Origin of the sequence: Aeromonas sp. R4-2, from assembly GCF_040908295.1 — a bacterium.
GTDB classification, from domain to species: domain Bacteria; phylum Pseudomonadota; class Gammaproteobacteria; order Enterobacterales; family Aeromonadaceae; genus Aeromonas; species Aeromonas veronii.
Genome location: NZ_JBFODL010000009.1, coordinates 288874 through 308968, shown reverse-complemented (window position 1 = coordinate 308968; position 20095 = coordinate 288874). Strand labels below are relative to the sequence as shown.

Here is a 20095-nt window from a genome sequence, read left to right as displayed (position 1 = left end):
TCTCCCGATGAGTGGTTGCAGACAGGACTCATGATTCATGCACTACGGTGCTTAGGGACTTTTTTGATGACACAACAACACCCCCTCCTTCGGCTGGTCAATAGCACCAGCCTGGTCAGCCAGATCCTGGTTGGTCTGGTATTCGGTATCTTGCTGGCACTGTTTGCGCCCGAGTGGGCGAAAACGGCAGGTCTGCTTGGCAGTCTGTTCGTTGGTGCACTGAAAGCGGTAGCTCCGCTGCTGGTATTCGTACTGGTGATGGCGGCCATCATTGGTCACAAGCAGGGTCAGAAGACCAATATTCGCCCGCTGCTGGCGCTCTACCTGTTTGGTACCTTCTCTGCGGCCGTGGTCGCGGTGATTGCCAGCTTCCTGTTCCCCTCCAACCTCCATCTGGTGGCCAATACTGCCGAGATCACCCCGCCCGGCGGGATCACCGAGGTACTGCAGACCCTGCTGTTCAACGTGGTGACCAACCCGGTCAAGGCGTTGATGGATGCCAACTATATCGGGATCCTTGCGTGGGCCATCGGTCTGGGTATCGCCATGCGCCATGCCAACGAGAGCACCAAGGCGCTGATCACTGACCTGTCTCACGGTGTATCCGCCATCGTGAAAGCGGTGATCCGCTGTGCTCCGCTCGGGATCCTGGGTCTGGTTGCCTCCACTCTGGCAGAGACCGGCTTTGACGCCCTGTTTGGCTATGCTCAACTGCTGGTGGTGCTGATCGGCTGCATGCTGTTTATCGCCTTTGTGGTCAACCCATTGATCGTCTTCTGGAAGATCAAGCGCAACCCCTATCCGCTGGTGCTGACCTGCCTCAAAGAGAGCGGCGTGACCGCCTTCTTTACCCGCAGCTCTGCCGCCAACATTCCGGTCAACATGGCGCTGTGTGAAAAACTGCGTCTGCCGGAGGATACCTATGCGGTCTCCATCCCGCTGGGTGCCACCATCAACATGGCGGGTGCTGCCATCACCATCACTGTGCTCGCCATGGCGGCGGTACATACCCTGGGGATGGAAGTGGACATGGCAACGGCTGTGCTGCTCTCCGTGGTTGCCACCGTCAGCGCCTGTGGCGCATCCGGTGTCGCCGGTGGCTCCTTGCTGCTGATCCCGCTGGCCTGCAGCCTGTTTGGCATCAGCAACGACATCGCCATGCAGGTGGTGGCCGTCGGCTTTATCATCGGCGTGTTGCAGGATTCTGCTGAGACAGCACTGAACAGCTCCACCGACGTGCTGTTCACCGCCGCTGCTTGCATGGCCGAAGATGAAACCCTGCTGGAACCTTCCGCGCTGCCCAGCAGCGAGGCGTGAGCCGGTAGCTCGATTTTTCGATTCAGCCCCTCTCTGTGAGGGGCTTTTTATATCAGCGGGCCTAAATGTGTTGAGGAGAGGAGTGCGCAAGAAAACATTCATTTTGATGAAATGTTTGGTTACAAATAGCCGACAGACAGTGCGGGTGCTGCCCCGTTAAAATAGCTGCGGAATAATAAGGTTCAGGCTAAAAAACGAGATTAAATAATGAAAAAAACTACGCTTTCGTGGGCAATTATTGGTGCATTAGGTTTGGTTGGTTGCGGTGGTGGTGGCGGAGATAGTGGTGGTGGTACCACGCCACCGGAGCCGCAACCGAGGGCGCTGCCGGTGGCTGGCGTCTATCTCCCCGTCCTGATGGACGCTCAGGGGCAGTTAATCAACCGTCCGGTCAACGACAGTTATCGTGCGGTCGGTCTTGTCTATCCGGCGTCCACAGAGGGCACGGGTTGGGCGATGAACATTGCTGAGAAAAGAAGTGCCACAGTCAGCACTTATACCTTCCCTCAAGGCTTCTCTTCTCTGAATAAAGGTGAGGGTTACCCACTGACGTTGTCGTTGCTGGTGAACAAAAGCCAACCCAGTACCTTCGACTCGGCTGAGCAAAAGTCCAATACCAATGTCGATGGGTTGGTCAAGGTGGCGTCTGTGCCAGATACGGCGGGAAGCAGCCAGTCACTCTGGGTACTCGATTATCGACCCGTCAAAGCCAAAATCGATTCTGCACTCACTATTCAGAATTGGGGCGGCCAAGTGGCATTGCAGCCGATGGTCACTGCGCCTATCAACGCGGACTCCTGGTACAACCTTGGGGAGAGTGCACTGTTTCAAGATTTCAAAACCGAGCGCAGCAACAATGGTTTGGGGATCAAGCTGACCATCCTGTTTAAAGAAGGGTGTTCTGTAAGCGGTGAGACAGAGGCCAACACTCAAGGTTTGAACAAGCTGACGTTGACTGGTTGGAACAATCGGTCATGCAGTTTCAATACCTTGACAGGGCCTGCTGATATCAAAGAGGGAAAAATTTATGAGGGGCTCTGGGAAAAAAGGATGCGCGAATTTGCCGATCGCAACGCCAGTGTCACTGCATATCTGACCATGAAACCGGGTAGCAATGGTCAGAAAGACACCCTGGTGCTCGGTATTCCGGAAATCACCGGTATCACGCCGTTCCTGTTGGAAGCGCAACCACTCTAATCAGCCAGAGATAGTGCGTGTTTATCAAGAGATGCCAGTCGCTTACCCGACTGGCATTTTTGTTGGTCGAGGTTCGGTGCGAAGCCCTGAAACATCATGATGTGGTTGCCGGATAAGGGTTGTTTCCTTGGTTGTTGTGTGAGTTCAGGTGCTGTGGCTGCAATAACTGCGTGATGAGTGGCAAGACTATTCAGGACGGGACAACGCAATAAAAAAAGCCAGCCGAGTGTTCGGCTGGCTTTTTGCTATCAGCGGCAGGTAGGGGATTAACCGACCAGCTGATAGAGGATGGCGGAGATGGCGATCATGCCCATGGTTGCAACGAAGACGTTGCTGATATGGCCCTGATATTTCGCCATAGCCGGTACGCGCTTGATGGCGTACATCGGCATGATGAACAGGATGGTAGCGATGATCGGGCCGCCCAAGGATTCAATCATGCCCAGGATGGAAGGGTTGGCAATGGCAGTGCCCCACAGGGTCAGGATGAAGAAGGCGATAATGAACATCTCGACTTTCTTGGCGTTCGGCTCTTTGCCGGACTTGCGCATGTTCTGCACGATCATCCCTTTCAGACCTTCACGGGCACCCAGATAGTGGCCGAAGAAGGAGGATACGATGGCTACGAACGCAACCAACGGACCGAAGTAGGAGATGATGGGGCTGGCATGCTGGTTCGCCAGATAGGAGAGCACGGCGATGTTCTGGGCCTTGGCTTCTGCCAGCTGGGCCGGTGTCAGGCTCATGACGCAGGAGAAGACGAAGAACATCACGAAGCCCAGCAGCACCATGGCGGTACGCTTGAGGATGGCATCGGCTTTCTCGACAGCCTGATCGCCGTGGTCGCGGCGCTGGGCCAGGGAGAAGCTGGAGATGGCCGGGCTGTGGTTGAAGGAGAAAACCAGTACCGGGATGGTCAGCCACAGGGTAGTGGCGAAATCCTTGGCAGAGGGCACTTGCTCCAGCGCAGCACCGGTCCAGTCAGGGATCAGGTACAAAGAGATACCGGCCAGAATGGCGATCAACGGATAAACCAGCAGCTCGGTCACTTTCAGCATCAGCTTTTCACCGGCCAGCATTACCGACATCATGCCCATGATCAGCACAATGGAGAGGATCCAGCGCGGTGGGGCACTCATCTGCAGCTGATTGACCATAAAGCTTTCCACGGTGTTGGTGATACCCACGCCATAGATCAGCACGATGGGGTAGATGGCGAAGAAGTAGAGCAGGGTGATTAATTTACCGGCACCCACGCCAAAGTGCTCTTCCACCACTTCGGTGATGTCTGCATTTGGCTTTTTGGAGGAGAGCACGAAGCGGGCCAGACCACGGTGTGCCAGATAGGTCATGGGACCTACCAGCAGCGCCATGACGACCAGCGGCCAGAAACCGCCCATACCCGCGTTGATCGGCAGGAACAGGATCCCCGCGCCAACCGCGGTCCCGAACAGACTGATGACCCAGGTAGAGTCGCGTTTTTCCCAACGAGTGGTTTGAGTAGAGCGGATCCCTTGCTCTGTTGACGCCGCAACTCCCTGCGTGCCAGTGACTGTGTTTGACATCTATCTCACCCCGAATGTGTGGTTCTTATTAAGTCGGCGCAAGGATACGGTTTTTCTAATCAAAAATGTTGATCAAATTCATCTTTACGGCACGAAAAACCGCACTTTCTTATGGAAATGTGATCAAAACAAGAAAAATTCAATTATTGTTTATCAATTGACACGTTATTTTAGTGTTAATGATTAAATCTCGCGCAGCCAAATGTAGGTAAATTGTTATTTTGCGAGATGCTGGGCTAGCTGGTTGATCATGCTGGCGGTAGCCCCCCAGATAAAGTGCTGTTGCCAGGGGATCCAGTAGATGGTGTGTGCTTTTCCCCCTCTGGAAAGGGTCAGGGGGATGTGGTTGCGCCGATCCAGCAGATGGGTCAGCGGCACTTCGAAGGCGTGATCCACCTCATCCGGACTCAGGATAAGGGGATAGTTGCCATCGAGCAGCCCAAGCACCGGCAGTACCTCGAATCGTGACACAGTATTGAGCGGGTTGAGGGTGCCGATCACTTCGATCAGCCGGGCCGGAATGCCGAGCTCCTCTTCGGTCTCCCGCAGCGCCGTGGCAATGAGGTTTTCGTCGCCGGGATCCTGTCGCCCGCCGGGGAAGCTGATCTGCCCCCCATGATGACGCAGCCGTGGGCTGCGCCGGGTCAATAACACGCTGAGCCCCTCATCGCGCATCACCACCGGGATCAACACTGCCGCCGGACTGAGCCCGCCGATGGCGAGGCGATGGGCCGGGGCGGGTCGCTGCAACTGGAAGCGGGTCAGCAGTTCGTGGCGATCCATGGTGGGGAGCTCTCCTGTGCGTTGGCCAGACAGTGGGGAGGGTTACAGCGCCGACAGCGGCGGCAGGATGCGGGCGACCTTGTCATAGGTCTCCTGATATTCGCTGTCGGCGTCGGAGTCGGCGATGATGCCGCCACCGGCCCAGCAGTGCAGACGACCCGCTTCGGCGATCAAAGTGCGAATGCAGATGCTGGTATCCATCCGGCCATGCTGGCTGAGATAGCCGATGCTGCCGCAATAGGCATTGCGGCGCTGGGGCTCCAGCTCTTCGATGATCTCCATGGCGCGGATCTTGGGGGCGCCGGTGATGGAGCCACCCGGGAAACAGGCGCGCAGCAGATCGACTCCTTGCCAGCGTTCATCCAGCTCACCATGGATGGTGGAGACCAGATGATGTACCGCCGGAAACGACTCCACCGCAAAGAGATGAGGCACGCTGACCGAGCCAGGCCGGCTGACCCGACCTATATCGTTGCGCAGCAGATCAACGATCATCAGATTCTCTGATCTGTCCTTGTCCGCCTGCGCCAGCTCCTGCGCGACTTGCCGATCGATGGCCGGATCGGGGTGGCGAGGGCGAGTGCCCTTGATGGGTTTGGTTTCGATATGACGGCCATCAAGCAGCAGGAACCGCTCGGGAGAGAGGCTCAGCAGCGCACTCTCCGGCAGGCGGATAAAGGCTGAGAAGGGTGCCTTGTTGGCGGTTGCCAGCAGACAATAGGCCTGCCACTCATCCCCCTGATAGGGGGCGCTGAAACGCTGGGTCAGGTTGATCTGGTAGCAATCCCCCGCGGCGAGATATGCCTGAATGCGGGCAAACTTCTCGCCATACTCGGCGCGGCTCATATTGCTCTGCCACGTCCCCTGCAAGGCAAAAGCGGGGGCCGGTTTGGCCTGCTGCTGTTCTAGCCAGGTCAGCCGGTTGGCCAGTCCCGCTTCATCCCCCCAGTGCACCAGCTGCCAGTCGCCGGTCGCCACATTGCGCAGCAGCGCCCAGTCGTAGATGCCCACTGCCATGTCCGGTACCGCGATATCGGCGGCGGCCTGCATCGGCAGTCGCTCGAAGCGACGGCCCAGATCATAGCCAAAGAGACCGAGGGCGCCGCCAATAAAGGGCAGGTGAGTGGCGCACAGTGCCAGCTCCCCCAGCAGCTGTTGTTGGGTATGGGCCAGCAGAGCGAGGGGATCTTCGCTGTGTTCGCTGCTCTTACCATGCCAGGTGAGAGTGGTGACCTGGCCGCGGGTTTCGAGGGTCGCCAGCGGATCGGCAGTGATGATATCAAAGCTGTTATCGGCGCCGAGTGGTCCCGCCGATTCCAGCAACATAGCCCACGGCTGATGTTGCTGGCGGGCAAAAAGCTGATGGAGTTCAGCACTATGGTCTAGATGATGGATATGAAGTGTTGGCGTCATTTTATGTTACACAGGCAACAGTTTGGTTCCCGAACCCTAGTCGGTGCTGGTGGGCAAGCGTATCATAGGTGTCGGTGACTTAAGAAAAAACTGCCGTGTCGTTCGTTTTTTGCTGGTTGATAGTTTTTAGCCAGCACGTCAGCATGGCCCATCATATGGAAGCCCTTGCCCTGCTCCGTGGCAGAGACAAGGACCAGTGAGGATGATATGAGCATTATAAAAAAACAGGATTTCATCGATTCTATCGCAGATGCCCTCCAGTACATCTCCTATTACCACCCGTTGGATTTTGTTCAGGCTGCCAAAGCGGCGTATGACCGTGAGGCCAACCCGGCCGCCAAAGATGCGCTGGCCCAGATCCTGATCAACTCCCGCATGTCCGCCGAAGGTCATCGTCCGCTCTGCCAGGACACCGGCATCGTGACCTGTTTCGTCAAGATTGGCATGCAAGTCCAGTGGGACAGCGACATGACGGTGCAGGAGATGGTGGACGAAGGGACCCGTCGTGCCTACACCAATCCTGACAACCCGCTGCGCGCCTCCGTGCTGGCCGATCCGGCCGGCAGTCGCAAAAACACCAAAGACAACGCCCCTGCCGTGGTCCATATCGACATGATCCCCGGCAACAAGGTGGAAGTGAGCATCGCTGCCAAAGGCGGCGGCTCCGAAAACAAATCCAAGATGGTGATGCTCAACCCCTCTGACGATATCGTCGAGTGGGTACTGAAAACCGTGCCGACCATGGGCGCAGGCTGGTGCCCCCCCGGCATGCTGGGCATCGGCATCGGCGGTACCGCCGAGAAAGCGGCGGTGCTGGCCAAAGAGGCCCTGATGGAGCACATCGACATTCAGGAGCTGATCGCCCGTGGCCCGCAAACCACTGAAGAGAAGCTGCGGGTCGAGCTCTACGACAAGGTCAACAAGCTGGGGATCGGTGCCCAGGGGTTGGGCGGCCTCACTACCGTGCTGGATGTGAAGGTGAAATCTGCGCCGACTCATGCCGCCTCCAAGCCGGTGGTGATGATCCCCAACTGCGCCGCCACCCGCCACGTTCACTTCGAGCTGGATGGTTCAGGGCCCGCCGAGCTGACCCCACCGAAACTGAGTGACTGGCCGGAGATCACCCGTGAAGCGGGTGGAAACGTGCGCCGCGTCAACGTCGATGGCATCACCAAGGCCGAGCTGGCCAGTTGGAAGAGCGGTGATACCGTGCTGCTCTCCGGCAAGATCCTCACCGGTCGCGACGCCGCCCACAAGCGTATCGCCGACATGCTGAAAAATGGCGAAGGGCTGCCGGAAGGAGTCGATTTCACCAACCGCTTCATCTATTACGTTGGCCCGGTCGATGCGGTGCGTGACGAAGTAGTTGGCCCGGCTGGCCCCACCACCTCCACCCGGATGGACAAGTTCACCGACATGATGCTGGGTGAAACTGGCCTTATCGGCATGATCGGCAAATCCGAGCGTGGCCCGAAAACCGTCGAGAGCATCAAGCAGCACAAGGCCGTCTATCTGATGGCGGTGGGCGGCGCCGCCTATCTGGTTGCCAAGGCTATCAAGAAGGCGCGCGTGGTGGCCTTTGCCGATCTCGGCATGGAAGCGATCTACGAGTTTGAAGTGGAAGATATGCCGGTGACTGTTGCGGTCGACTCCGAAGGCAACAATATCCACGAAACCGGCCCGGCCTACTGGTCGGCCAAGATTGCCGAGCTGGATGGCAAGCTCTCCTCCTGAGTGACCGTTTTCGCTGCCGGTTAACGGTATCGGCCCTGTAAAGAAGGCGCGTCCATCCGGATGCGCCTTTTTGCTTTGGCTGGCCTTATGGGCTCAGGTTTGTCGTTTGTGGCAAGCAGGCATAAAAAAGGATGGCGTGACACCATCCTTTTTCGTCGTGCTTGTGCTCTGGCAGTAGACAGCCGAGCAATCGCCCCTGGCTTAGGCCTTTTTCAGGTAGGCAGCAACCAGTACGATCTGCACGCCGTTGACCTTGCCTTCGATATGAAGAGGGTTGTTGGTCAGACGGATGCCCTTGACCAGGGTGCCGCGCTTGGCGGTGAAACCGGCGCCTTTCACGTCCAGATCCTTGATCAGGGTGACGGAGTCGCCCTCTTGCAGCACGGCGCCGTTGGAGTCAACAGTCGGTACGCTGTCATCATCTTCGTCAGCAATACCTGCTTCAGCCCAGGCCTTGGCTTCGTCTTCCATGTACATCATGTCCAGCAGATCCTGAGCCCACACTTCACCCTTGCCGGAGAGCGCTTTGAGCTGGCGCCATGCCATCACCTGCACCGCAGGCACCTGGCTCCACATGCTGTCACTCAGGCAACGCCAGTGGTTGACCACCATGGTATCCGGTTGTTCCAGCTGACCACGGCAGGTGTCACAGATAGCAACGCTGTGATCATCGTCGCTGGCGGGGGAGTGAGGCACCACGAAGGCGGTCAGCGCCTGCTCGGCGCTGCACAGTTCACACTTGGCGCCCGCGCGCGCTTGCAGAATGGCGTTGATGGTCATGTTGTTGGTCCCATAGCTAGTGTAAAGCGTCCCGCGTTGGCGGGGCGCGTGAAAGAGGGGGCGGAATATAGCATAAAACCCCGTACTTTGTCAGGTCTGCCCTGGCTCACAGGGTTGACGGTGCTGTTGCGCGGTACAGCTCGTCAGGTATTGAGAGTGCAATTTGAAGCGGGATCGCTAGAATGAGCCTCCTTTTTGACTGCAAGGCAGGGGCATTCGTGCTGGCTCAACGTTTTCAACAACTGGATCGACTGCTCACCCGCTACCGACGCTGGTGGCAATATCAGCCATATCATCATTTGACCATAGCCTTTGCCGATGAGGCGCCCGAACTGGCGGCGTTGCTCAATGGGCTGACGCTCGGCCAGTTGGCAGAGCTCGATGCGGATATGGATGCACTCAGCACGTTGCTTGCCCCCTGGATTGCCGAGGGAGCCGAGCTGCAGCAACTCAGCCAGCTTGCCCCGTTTACCCCTGAGCCCATCACTTGCAGCAAGGAGATGGCATTGCATATGCCGGGGCGCAAGCAGGCCCAGATCGAGTCGTTCACCGCCTGTCTGCCTGCCCATCAGGGCCCCTATCTGGAGTGGTGTGCTGGCAAGGGCCACCTTGGGCGGCTGGTGTCACTTCATCGACAGGCTCCGATCCTCAGTCTGGAGTTGCAAGGGCAGCTTTGTGACGAAGGTCGGCTGCTGGCCGAGCGGGATGGCGCCAATATGACCTTTACCTGCGCCGATGCCTTTGCCCCCGAGTCGGCGGCGTTGATCGCCACCGAACATCACGCTATGGCACTCCATGCCTGCGGCGAGCTGCACACCCATCTGCTGGAGCGGGTGGCCGAGCGCAGTGCCAGCGGCGTGACCATCTCTCCCTGTTGTTACCACCTGATCCGTACCAGCCACTATCGCCCGCTGTCAGCCGCGGCCAGCGCCAGCGAGCTGGTGTTGAGCAAAGCGGAGCTCAAGTTGCCGCTACAGGAGACGGTGACCGGCGGTGCGCGGATCGCCCGCCTGCGCGAGCAGGAAGTGGTGTGGCGGCTCGGGTTTGACTGCCTGCAGCGTCAGGTGCGCGGGGTGGATGAGTATCTGTCGGTGCCCAATATGCAAAAGAGCCTGCTGACCGGCACCTTCGAGGCATTCTGCGTTTGGGCTTCCGAGCGCAAAGGGATAGTGCTGCCCGCCGGGCTCGACTATCCCGCCTGGTTGGAACACGGGGAGCGCCGCTTTGGCGATGTCGCTCGCATGGAGCTGGTGCGTCATTTGTTTCGCCGTCCCCTCGAGATCTGGCTGGCACTAGATCGCGCGCTCTTTTTGCAAGAGCAGGGCTATCGGGTCGAAGTGGGGGAGTTTTGTGCCAAACCCATGACCCCGCGCAATATCTTGATCCGCGCCGTGCGTGCCTGATATCCGGCTATTTTGAGCATTTTTCTTGAACATTGATGATGGCTGACAGCTTGAGCCTGTCAGCCATTTTTTTCATCACGAACAATGACCGTATGGCTGGTCACCTGACCGTCTCAACTGTTCTAAAAATGGGCGACAGATCACGCTGTGGCGTTTTCGTTTGGGTTCATTTTCTTTGTTTCAGCTGCACTGAATATCACAAGGTGAAATGGCTCACAAATTCTGCCTATTTCTTAATTCTCATCGTGAATTTAGTTGTTGAAACACCTACTCTTGGAACGCATTAATTCAAACAAGGACGATAAACATGTTCAAACCCAAGCGTTGTGCCTGGCTGATCGCTGCCGCCTGCGCATTACCAAGCTATGCCGCAATGAGTGCAGCCATGAATATTCAACCCGATCCGCAAAATGCGGGAGGATATGTGATTGCGGCCCCGGATCTGGCAGCCATGGAAAAAGCCAAGACGGCTAATCCCATGTATGCAATATGGGCCAAGGCATTGGCGACCCGGTCAAATAAAATCGTTGATGCCATTGAACCGGGTCTGGCAAGCAATCCTGACAACGTAAAGCGGGTTGAACGGGTATTTCCCCAATCTGAATGGGAATATTTAACCCAGATGGCAGCGCCGGAATATACTTATGTCCGCTTCTTGCGAGCCATCGGTAAATTCCCTGCGTTCTGTGGCGAATATACTGACGGTCGCGATGCTGATGCGATCTGTAAAAAATCCATTGTGACGGCCTTTGCCCACTTCTCTCAGGAGACCGGTGGCCATATTGCCAAGGAGAACGTCTCCGATAACCCGCTGGGGCTGGAGGAGTGGCAACAGGCGCTGGTGCATGTGCGGGAGATGGGTTGGTCAGAGGGACAGACCGGCTACACCACCGGCTGTGGCCAGAACGACTGGCAGAACAAGAAGTGGCCCTGCAGCACGGGTCAGGGGTATTTCGGCCGCGGCGCCAAGCAGCTTTCTTACCACTTCAACTACGGCGCCTTCTCCGAGGCGATGTTTGATGGCGACGCCTCAGTGCTGCTCAACAACCCAGGGCTGGTGGCGGACTCCTGGCTCAACCTCGCTTCTGCCATCTGGTTTTTCCTCACCCCGCAGGCCCCGAAACCGGCCATGCTGCACGTGATTGATCGCACCTGGGTACCTTCCAAACGGGAAGTGGATGCCGGTATCGGCTATGGCTTCGGTACCACCATCAACGTCATCAACGGCGGCATCGAGTGTGGCGAGCAGAACAAGGACAAGGGGCAGCCGGTCAATCGCATCCGCTACTGGGAAGGGCTGGTCAACCACTACCAGATCCCGATCAAGGCGGATGAGAAGAACACCTGCTGGCAGCAGACTCCCTATGGCAGCCTCAATCTCAACGGCGCCACCGACGTGCTCTACACCAACTGGGATGGCAACTGGAAATACTATCCGGATCGCCCGGGTGGTTACTCCTTCGAGTGCGAGCTGGTGGGCTTCCAGACTGCTTATTCTGCATTGGTGCCGGGTGATTACGAGAAGTGCGTGACCAACTTCTACGGCTCCCACGCCAACTGGCCGAAAGTGCGGGTTGTGGACAAACTGACTCCACCACCGGTCGATCCGAGTGAACCACCCATCGGTGGCAACCCGGCATGGGAAGCGACCAAGGTCTACACCGCGGGCAGCAAGGTGAGCTACAAGGGAGCCGTCTATCAGGCCAAATGGTGGACACAAGGGGATGATCCCGCCAAAGGTGGCCCCTGGGCGTTGGTGACAACCCAATAAAGAGACAGTCCATCCATTGATTGATAAGGAGAGGGGGCTTAGCCCCCTTTTAATATATTTGTACGTTGAGGGATAATATGTGGCAGAGATTAAAAGGAGATCCATCAATCTGGAGGGGAAACAGTACTTTTTGGCCAACTTTTTTTTCCCGTTTAAAGTGACGTACACGGCCATATCAAACTTTATTGATGGCAGGGGGTAATGTTTGAACTTTGCTGTTAGTAATATGCAAAAAATGTTGAGTGATGTTTTGCTAAACAATGGGTTCGAAGAGCACACCCATGACGCCATCTTTGTCTTATTTATGATGAGGGTGTTTATTCTTCCCATCTATCAACTCATGGCATCACCCGGCTCGCTATTTATTTCTCAGAATGAAAAATGAACATATTGGATGTAAAAGTCATGTGTATCCATTTTTTTACGGATGAGCGTGAGTAGTTCAGCAGATTATTTTCACTGGGAGCGAGGTAATCTTGCTCGATTTAAAATAATTGTTGAGGTGCGTAGATGAATGGGGATTGTCGTCTCGTTATCCGGATGGGAAGTCGCATGCGGTTTAATCACTAAGCAGATAGCAGGAAAGAGGAGTACACCATGGAACTGGTGGTGATCCGCCATGGCGAGACGCAGGCCAATGCGGAAGGGCGTTATCAGGGCGCGCTGGATATCGGGCTCAATGACGATGGCGTGCGCCAGATCTCTTGTCTGGCTGAGAAGGTAGCTGTGACAGAGCTGCCATTCAATCGGCTGCTGGCATCCCCTCTGCTTCGAACAAGGGAGAGCGCTGCCATCTTGTCTCGCCAGTTGGGATTGTCAGTGGAGCTTGTGCCTGCCTTTCGTGAGCGGGATGTCGGCCTGTTTGAAGGACTGACGCAGGTAGAGGCGAGAACACGCTATCCCGAACTGTGGGCGCGCAATATCACCCGGCGCTGGGCTGATGCTCCTCCCGGTGGTGAAACTATTGATGAGGTGATTGCCCGGGTCTCACAGGGACTCACGGAACTTGCTTCGACCATGCAAGGGGAGCGGATACTGCTGGTGGCGCACGGTGTGGTCGCCAAGGTGATCCGCGCCGTAACGATTGCCGGATTTGATGACTTCTTCGAGTGGCAATTGCCCAACGGCGGCATGCTGTCGGTGAGGCTCTCTCTGGCTGATGGTGGCCCACTGCGCTTTAGCCGTCCCCTTGATGGTTGTGATTGAAAAGCGCACCAAAAGCAGAACGAAACAACCAGCGCTACCGAAGAGAGTAGCGCTGTCTTTTGTATTCGTTGCGGTTGGTTATCTCTGCAGGCACAGGTTAGAGTGTCATCAGAGGGCAGGGGCGTGCGTCCTTAAGTCGGCTCCGGCTACTCTTTGCGGCAGCAGTTGCGCCCCTGTTTCTTGGCCAGATAGAGGGCGGTGTCGGCTCGTCTAACCATCTTCTCTACAGTGTCATGGCTGCCCTTGCTGGCACTGATACCGATACTGATGGTGAGGGAGATTTCAAGAGCCCCCTCCAGTGCATGGTGCTGGGATTCGATGGCTAGCCTGATCCGCTCGGCGCTGGCCCAGGCAAGCTCGAGGGAGGTTTCCGGTAGCAGTACGATAAACTCCTCGCCACCCCAGCGACCCAGCATGTCCACCTCCCGCAGCTGTTTGCTGATCCGTTTCACCAGACTCAGGATTGCCAGATCTCCCTGCTGATGGCCAAAGGTATCGTTGACTTCCTTGAAGTGGTCGATATCGATCAGCAGCAGGCTCATGGTATGGCCGAAACGCTGGCAGCGCTGCATCTCGGCGTTGACCAGCTCGTTGAAGCGGCGCCGGTTGGCAATGCCGGTCAGGGGATCCGTGGTGGCGGCGACCTTCAACTCCTCCACCAGTCGGGCTCGCTCCGAGATATCCCGCAAGATGGTGGTCATCTCGGTGGTCGGGCCCAGATTGATCTTGGCGATGGTCACCTCCAGCGGAAATTCGCTGCCGTCGCGTCGCAGACCCATCACCGAGGCGCGGGCATGCATCGGGCGCGAATTGATGGGGGAGCTGCTGAAGGCTTTGAAATAGGTCTCGTGATTGGCGCGAAAACGCTGGGGAAGCAGGGTTTCCAGCCGCTTGCCGAGATAGCTTTCGTCGATGCCGAACATCTCACAGGCGGCGGTGTTGATAAGCTCGATGCGTGACTCGCTGCTGACACTGATGATGCCGTCATAGGCCGAGTTGACCACTGCTTCGAAGCGACGGCGACTGGTGGTGAGCGCCTCTTCCAGCTGCTTTTTGGCAGTGATATCGATGGCGGTCACGATGATCCGGTTGATCCGTGCCTGCTCGGGGATGATGGGGGAGAGAATAAAGCGCCACCAACTGGTACGCGACAGGCTGTCGATAGGCAGCTCGCTCTCGAGCCCGGTCTGCATGCGCACACATTCGTGCATTGGCGGCTCGATGGTATTGGTGATGTAGCGGGGAAACATCTCGCTCAGCTGTTTGCCAATGCTGCCAAGGACATCCAACTCGAACGCCTTGGCAAAGGTATCGTTGGCAGAGACCAGCACAAAGTGATCATCCTTGTCGAGGCTGAACACCGCCACGGCAGCGCCGATGGCGTCGAGAGATGACTTTATGTCGGCATGGGAACCCTGTGTAAACATGCGACCTCCACGGCGAATAACATATTGATATTCAGTATAGTGTGGTCGTTTGGCTAACTACTCTTCGATATCCAGCAACACCAGAATGGCGCTGTCGCCACCCCATTCGCGGGGAGCCTGATGGAAGGCGCGAACATTGGGGTGCTGGGCCAGCCAGCTGGGAATGCGCTGCTTGAGAATATGTTTGCCGATGCCGTGCATCACTGAGGCGACGTGAATGTTTTCTTTTTGGCAGAGGGTGAGCAGGGCCGCCAGCTCCTGTTTTGCCTGCTGCTGGTTCATGCCGTGCAGGTCCAGGTAGATCTCCGGCGGATAAATCCCCCGCTTGAGCTTTTTCAGCTCGAATTTTGACACATCTTCGCGCACGTAACGGGTCGGCCCATCATCGTCGAGATGGGGTTGATACTCATCGCTGAAATAGTGGTCAACCCCAAGCTTTTCGCGGGTTTCGCGCAATTCGCGTTTCTGCTTGACCGGGCGTAACTCGGCCCTTATGGTATCTTGCTTGATTTTCCGAGTACCTTTTATCGCATCGCGGAACAGCAGGGTTTCCTCGTCTGTCGGTGAGGGCGTTTTTTTCATCAGATGCTCATGTATTAGGTATGCGTCTTGCCCGCAACGTAAACGGGGCTCGGGCCGGATATTACTCGACTTGGAGGTGGATTTGGACAAGATATTTATCGATGAGGTGGTTGCCGAGATGCACACCATCCAGGACATGTTGCGTTGGGCCATGAGTCGTTTCAACGACGCCGGGATTTTTTACGGTCATGGAACCGACAACGCCTGGGATGAAGCTGTGCAGCTGGTACTGCCCGCGTTACATCTGCCACCGGATGTAGACCCGGCCATGCGCCACTCCCGTCTGACCAGCAGCGAGCGTCACCGTATCGCCGAGCTGATTATCCGCCGGGTACAGGAGCGAGTACCGGCCGCCTATCTGACCAACAAGGCCTGGTATGCCGGTTGGGAGTTCTACGTGGACGAGCGGGTGCTCATTCCCCGTTCCCCCATTGCGGAGATGGTGGCCAACCGTTTCGCGCCCTTCCTCAAACATGAACCGACCCGGATCATGGACCTGTGCACCGGCTCCGGTTGTATTGCCATCATCATGGCCCACGAGTTCCCGGAAGCGGAAGTGGATGCCATCGACATCAGTATCGATGCGCTGAACGTGGCCGAGCGCAATATCAACGATCACGGGCTGGAGCAGCAGGTCATTCCGATCCGCTCCGATCTGTTCCGCGATCTGCCAGCGGGCGACAAGTACGATCTCATCGTCTCCAACCCGCCCTATGTTGACTCCGAAGATATGTCGGATCTGCCGGACGAGTTCCGTCACGAGCCCGAGCTGGCGCTGGCGTCCGGCTCCGATGGTCTCAAGCTGACCAAGCGTCTGCTGGCCCATGCGGCAGATTTCCTCAAGGATAACGGCGTGCTGGTGGTCGAAGTGGGCAACAGCATGATCCATCTGGAAGCCCAGTTCCCCGAGATCCCCTTTACCTGGGTTGAATTCGAAAACGGCGGTCACGGCGTCTTTGTGATGACCCGTGAAGAGCTGGTGCAGTATCAGGATCATTTCGCCATCTACAAGAACTAAGCAGGAGCGCGCATGGCAGGGAACAGTTTTGGTCAACTCTTTCGGGTCACCACCTTTGGCGAGAGCCACGGCCTGGCGCTGGGCGCCGTGGTCGATGGCTGCCCGCCTGGGCTGGAGATCAGCGAAGCGGATCTGCAGGGGGATCTGGATCGGCGCAAGCCGGGCACTTCTCGCTACACCACGCCGCGCCGTGAGCCGGATGAGGTGAAGATCCTCTCCGGGGTGTTTGAGGGCAAGACCACCGGCACTTCCATCGGCCTGCTCATCGAGAACACCGATCAGCGCTCCAAGGATTACTCCGACATCAAGGATCTGTTCCGGCCGGGTCACGCTGACTACACCTATCACCAGAAGTATGGTCAGCGGGATTATCGCGGCGGTGGTCGCTCCTCTGCCCGTGAGACTGCGATGCGGGTGGCGGCAGGAGCCATTGCCAAGAAGTACCTGAAACAGGTGCATGGCATCGAGATCACCGGTTTTCTCTCCCAGCTTGGCCCCATCAAGGCCGAGGCGTTTGACGCTGCGCAGATCGAGCAGAATCCCTTCTTCTTCCCCGATGCGGGCAAGCTGGAAGAGCTCGATCAATACATGCGTGACCTGAAAAAAGAGGGCAACAGTATCGGTGCCAAGGTGCAGGTCATTGCGCGCAATGTGCCGGTGGGCCTCGGTGAGCCGGTGTTCGACCGCCTCGATGCCGACATCGCCCACGCCATGATGGGCATCAATGCGGTGAAAGGGGTGGAGATCGGCGACGGCTTTGCGGTAGTGGAGCAAAAAGGCTCCGAGCATCGTGACGAAATGACCCCGGCGGGCTTTGCCAGCAACCATGCGGGCGGCATTCTGGGTGGGATCTCGTCGGGTCAGGATATCGTGGTGAGCATGGCGCTCAAGCCTACCTCCAGCATCACGGTGCCGGGCAAGACCATCACCACCGAGGGTGAGGCTACCGAGATGATCACCAAGGGTCGCCACGATCCGTGCGTCGGCATCCGCGCCGTGCCCATCGCCGAAGCCATGCTGGCGCTGGTGTTGATGGATCACCTGCTGCGCCATCGCGCCCAGAACCAGGGGGTGTTGACCCATACCCCGCAGCTGCGCTGATCGCTGTTGCTGCTTATCGACTGATCACCATCAGTCAGGAGATCAAGTTCGACAATACCAAAAGGCGACCTTCGGGTCGCCTTGCTATTTCAGGTGGCGGCTTATCCTGTCAATGCTTGCGGAGAGTGCGGGTCAACAGATCCGCGGCGCCAGGATCGGCATTGAAGCGACAGCTGGGGGGCGAGAACTTGTTGTGGGGTTTGGGCAAGGCATGAATGGCCTCGTTGACTTTGAGGATCTGTTCTTCGCTCACGCTGTTTTTGGCAAACATCAGGCTGACCGGCTGGTGGTGTAGCAACAGCTGGCAGCTGATAAACTCTTCGGCCCCCAGCTGGGCCAGCCGGTAGCGGGCATATTGCCACTCCATGATGATGCCATCGAGGCGGCGAGCCAGCAGCAGATCGATCATCCGCTCATCGGCGTTGTATTCGGTCGCCATTTTAAGCGCCGGGCAGCTATCCATCTGATGCATCGGGCGGGTGCCGCGCAACTTGCCTATCTTGAGCCCTTTCTCGTTGCACAACGCGGACAGATTATCGAGCTGTGCCCAGCGATCCTGATGGCCCGGGATAGGGTCATTGCTCAGCAGTACATAGGCACTCTGGCGGTAGGGGGTCGAGAAGCGGGCATAGCTCTGGCGCTCCGGCAGAGGGAGGGCGGCCATCGCCACATCCAGCTGATCGTGTTCTACCAGATGCAGTGCCCGCGCCCAGGGAAGCTCGCGAAACTTGGGGGCAAAGCCCGCCTGGGTGAGGATCTGGCGGGTCAGGCTGACATCCAGCCCATCCAGCTCACCCCGGTTGTTGATTTGGCTGAAGGGGGGCCAGTGACTCCAGGCCACGGTCAGGGTCTGACTGGCCTGCAGCGCAGGGCTTAGCAGCAGAAGCAGCAGGCCAATCCTTGCCTGCCAGCTGCCGCGGGGACGATATGACGTGGTCATAGTTAAACCTCGTTATTGTGTTCTTCTATCCCGTGCTTTTGCCCTGCGAGCCATGCCTGCGAGGGCTGATATTGTGTTGCCAGTTAATAGTGTGGTGCGTGCTACATCAATCAACGGGATTATTCGGGGGGTAGGTGGGGGATTTTCTGTTCGTGCTGGGAGGAGCATCACATTTTTCTCGTTTATCCCGGGCAACTCCGTTAGACTGCGCCTCTATTCTTTCCCCTTTGCTCTGCTCCCCGGGGAAATCGTTGTTTTCTCAATAGGCCCAGATCTTGTGAGATGGCATCGGCTCAGCAGAGGAGCCCCACCACAAATCCCCGGCGCCCCTATCTCTAGCAGGTAACTATGAGTTTTACTTCCCTCGGTCTGGCCGAACCCTTGTTGCGTGCCGTTGCCGAACAAGGCTACGACACCCCGTCTCCCATTCAGCAGCAAGCGATCCCCGCCGTTCTGGCTGGCCGCGATCTGATGGCGGCGGCCCAAACAGGGACCGGCAAGACCGCAGGCTTTACCCTGCCGATGCTGCAACGTCTGATGGAGAGCAAGCGCAAGGTGTCTCCGAACCGCATTCGTGCGCTGGTGCTGACCCCGACTCGCGAGCTGGCCGCCCAGGTGGGCGAGAGCGTGCGTAACTACGGCAAACACCTGCCGATGCGCAGCCACGTCGTCTTCGGCGGCGTCAGCATCAATCCGCAGATGATGGCGACTCGCCGTGGTCTGGACGTGCTGGTGGCCTGTCCTGGCCGCCTGATGGATCTCTATAACCAGAACGCCGTCAAGTTCGACGAGGTGGAGATCCTGGTACTGGACGAAGCGGATCGCATGCTCGACATGGGCTTTATCCGCGACATCCGCCGTATCCTGGCCCTGATGCCGAAGAAGCGTCAGAACCTGCTTTTCTCCGCCACCTTCGCCGACGAGATCCGCGAACTGGCCACCGGTCTGCTGGATAACCCGGCGGTGATCGAAGTGGCCCCGCGCAACAGCACCGCCGAGCGTATCGAGCAGCTGGTGCACCCGTGCGACAAGGCCAACAAGATCGCACTGCTGAGTCATCTGGTCACTAGCAACAACTGGCAGCAGGTACTGGTGTTCACCCGTACCAAGCACATGGCCAACCGTGTTGCCGAGACCCTCGACAAGAACGGCGTCAGCGCCGCCGCCATACACGGTAACAAGAGCCAGGGTGCCCGTACTCGCGCGCTGGCCGGTTTCAAGGATGGTAGCGTCAAGGTGCTGGTGGCGACCGACATCGCCGCCCGTGGTCTGGACATCGACAAGCTGCCGCAAGTGGTCAACTTCGAGTTGCCGAACGTGGCGGAAGATTACGTTCACCGCATCGGTCGTACCGGTCGTGCCGGTGCTGCCGGTCACGCCATCTCCCTGGTTGCAGCCGATGAAGGGAAGCTTATCAAGGCGATCGAGCGTCTGACCAAGCAGAACATCCCGTGCGAGCAGGTAGCCGGTTTTGAAGCCTCCCGCGAGACCCTCGACAACATCGCCCGTGGTATCGGCGCGCCGCTGCGCAAAGAGCCCCGCGATCCGAGCGAGCAGCGCCGTGCGCCGCGTCCGCAAGGTCAAGGCCAGCGTCAAGGTGCCGGTCGTTCCGCCTCCAATGGCAATGCGGGTGGTGCACGTACCGGTAACGGTGGCAAGCCCAAGCCGCAAGGTGGTCAGCGTCCGGCTGATGGCGCTGGCAAACCGGCTCAGGCCCGTCGTCCACGTCGCTCTACCCACAACCAGTAAGCGGTTCGGGAGCTTGACTCCCCAGCTGTGCGGTTGACTGAAAAAGCCCTGCCAATCTGGCAGGGCTTTTTGTTTTTTCAGCCATGTAATCGGCACTGTGTGGTGCTGC

The 20095-nt window shown here is 57.7% G+C and carries 16 protein-coding genes; 9 read left to right on the top strand and 7 right to left on the bottom strand.

Features of this window, described 5'->3' with window-relative positions:
* Nucleotides 1-66 precede the first annotated feature (66 nt).
* Both sstT and AB5Y99_RS06490 read left to right on the top strand, forming a co-directional pair.
* Complete coding sequence (sstT, locus tag AB5Y99_RS06495) at nucleotides 67-1317, top strand: serine/threonine transporter SstT (protein WP_201943912.1); 1251 nt, start codon at nucleotides 67-69, stop codon at nucleotides 1315-1317.
* Nucleotides 1318-1524: 207 nt separating this feature from the next.
* On the top strand, nucleotides 1525-2514 hold the full coding sequence (locus AB5Y99_RS06490) for a hypothetical protein (RefSeq protein ID WP_123173025.1): 990 nt from the start codon (nucleotides 1525-1527) through the stop codon (nucleotides 2512-2514).
* Between the two features lie 266 nt (nucleotides 2515-2780).
* On the opposite strand, the gene AB5Y99_RS06485 is transcribed toward AB5Y99_RS06490, so the two are convergent.
* From AB5Y99_RS06485 to pabB, 3 genes are all read right to left on the bottom strand, one after another.
* Nucleotides 2781-4079 carry a serine/threonine transporter gene (locus tag AB5Y99_RS06485; RefSeq protein WP_106843342.1) on the bottom strand — a complete coding sequence of 433 codons (1299 nt, stop codon included), beginning with the start codon at nucleotides 4077-4079 and terminating at the stop codon, nucleotides 2781-2783.
* A gap of 216 nt (nucleotides 4080-4295) precedes the next feature.
* Nucleotides 4296-4862, bottom strand: a complete 567-nt coding sequence (locus AB5Y99_RS06480; protein WP_005351753.1) for a CoA pyrophosphatase — start codon at nucleotides 4860-4862, stop codon at nucleotides 4296-4298.
* A gap of 42 nt (nucleotides 4863-4904) precedes the next feature.
* A complete protein-coding gene (pabB, locus tag AB5Y99_RS06475; protein WP_368209077.1) occupies nucleotides 4905-6188 on the bottom strand; it encodes an aminodeoxychorismate synthase component I in 1284 nt (427 codons plus the stop codon).
* A gap of 294 nt (nucleotides 6189-6482) precedes the next feature.
* Between pabB and AB5Y99_RS06470 the strand changes: the two genes are divergently transcribed.
* Complete coding sequence (locus tag AB5Y99_RS06470) at nucleotides 6483-8009, top strand: fumarate hydratase (RefSeq protein WP_005351759.1); 1527 nt, start codon at nucleotides 6483-6485, stop codon at nucleotides 8007-8009.
* Nucleotides 8010-8210: 201 nt separating this feature from the next.
* On the opposite strand, the gene AB5Y99_RS06465 is transcribed toward AB5Y99_RS06470, so the two are convergent.
* Nucleotides 8211-8789 carry an alkylphosphonate utilization protein gene (locus AB5Y99_RS06465; protein ID WP_162517728.1) on the bottom strand — a complete coding sequence of 193 codons (579 nt, stop codon included), beginning with the start codon at nucleotides 8787-8789 and terminating at the stop codon, nucleotides 8211-8213.
* Nucleotides 8790-8971: 182 nt separating this feature from the next.
* Here AB5Y99_RS06465 and AB5Y99_RS06460 point away from each other — a divergent pair, with 182 nt between their 5' ends.
* The 3 genes from AB5Y99_RS06460 (at nucleotide 8972) to AB5Y99_RS06450 (ending at nucleotide 13169) form a co-directional block, all read left to right on the top strand.
* Nucleotides 8972-10192, top strand: a complete 1221-nt coding sequence (locus tag AB5Y99_RS06460; protein ID WP_323892286.1) for a methyltransferase — start codon at nucleotides 8972-8974, stop codon at nucleotides 10190-10192.
* 307 nt (nucleotides 10193-10499) lie between these two features.
* Complete coding sequence (locus tag AB5Y99_RS06455; RefSeq protein WP_368209074.1) at nucleotides 10500-11963, top strand: chitinase; 1464 nt, start codon at nucleotides 10500-10502, stop codon at nucleotides 11961-11963.
* 597 nt (nucleotides 11964-12560) lie between these two features.
* Complete coding sequence (locus AB5Y99_RS06450) at nucleotides 12561-13169, top strand: histidine phosphatase family protein (protein WP_088868989.1); 609 nt, start codon at nucleotides 12561-12563, stop codon at nucleotides 13167-13169.
* 146 nt (nucleotides 13170-13315) lie between these two features.
* Here the strand turns inward: AB5Y99_RS06450 and AB5Y99_RS06445 are convergent, their stop codons facing one another.
* Complete coding sequence (locus AB5Y99_RS06445; protein ID WP_323892284.1) at nucleotides 13316-14596, bottom strand: diguanylate cyclase; 1281 nt, start codon at nucleotides 14594-14596, stop codon at nucleotides 13316-13318.
* Nucleotides 14597-14653: 57 nt separating this feature from the next.
* Complete coding sequence (gene smrB, locus AB5Y99_RS06440) at nucleotides 14654-15178, bottom strand: endonuclease SmrB (RefSeq protein WP_005333198.1); 525 nt, start codon at nucleotides 15176-15178, stop codon at nucleotides 14654-14656.
* Nucleotides 15179-15260: 82 nt separating this feature from the next.
* Between smrB and prmB the strand changes: the two genes are divergently transcribed.
* Together prmB and aroC are read left to right on the top strand one after the other, a co-directional pair.
* A complete protein-coding gene (prmB, locus tag AB5Y99_RS06435; protein ID WP_005345333.1) occupies nucleotides 15261-16196 on the top strand; it encodes a 50S ribosomal protein L3 N(5)-glutamine methyltransferase in 936 nt (311 codons plus the stop codon).
* 12 nt (nucleotides 16197-16208) lie between these two features.
* Nucleotides 16209-17297 (top strand): chorismate synthase, encoded by a 1089-nt coding sequence (aroC, locus tag AB5Y99_RS06430; protein WP_368209071.1) that lies wholly within the window; start codon nucleotides 16209-16211, stop codon nucleotides 17295-17297.
* 109 nt (nucleotides 17298-17406) lie between these two features.
* Here the strand turns inward: aroC and AB5Y99_RS06425 are convergent, their stop codons facing one another.
* Complete coding sequence (locus AB5Y99_RS06425) at nucleotides 17407-18237, bottom strand: substrate-binding periplasmic protein (RefSeq protein ID WP_368209070.1); 831 nt, start codon at nucleotides 18235-18237, stop codon at nucleotides 17407-17409.
* Nucleotides 18238-18585: 348 nt separating this feature from the next.
* On the opposite strand from AB5Y99_RS06425, the gene AB5Y99_RS06420 reads away from it, so the two are divergent.
* Nucleotides 18586-19986: a DEAD/DEAH box helicase gene (locus AB5Y99_RS06420; protein ID WP_005333194.1), complete on the top strand. Its 1401-nt coding sequence runs from the start codon at nucleotides 18586-18588 to the stop codon at nucleotides 19984-19986.
* Nucleotides 19987-20095: the final 109 nt, after the last annotated feature.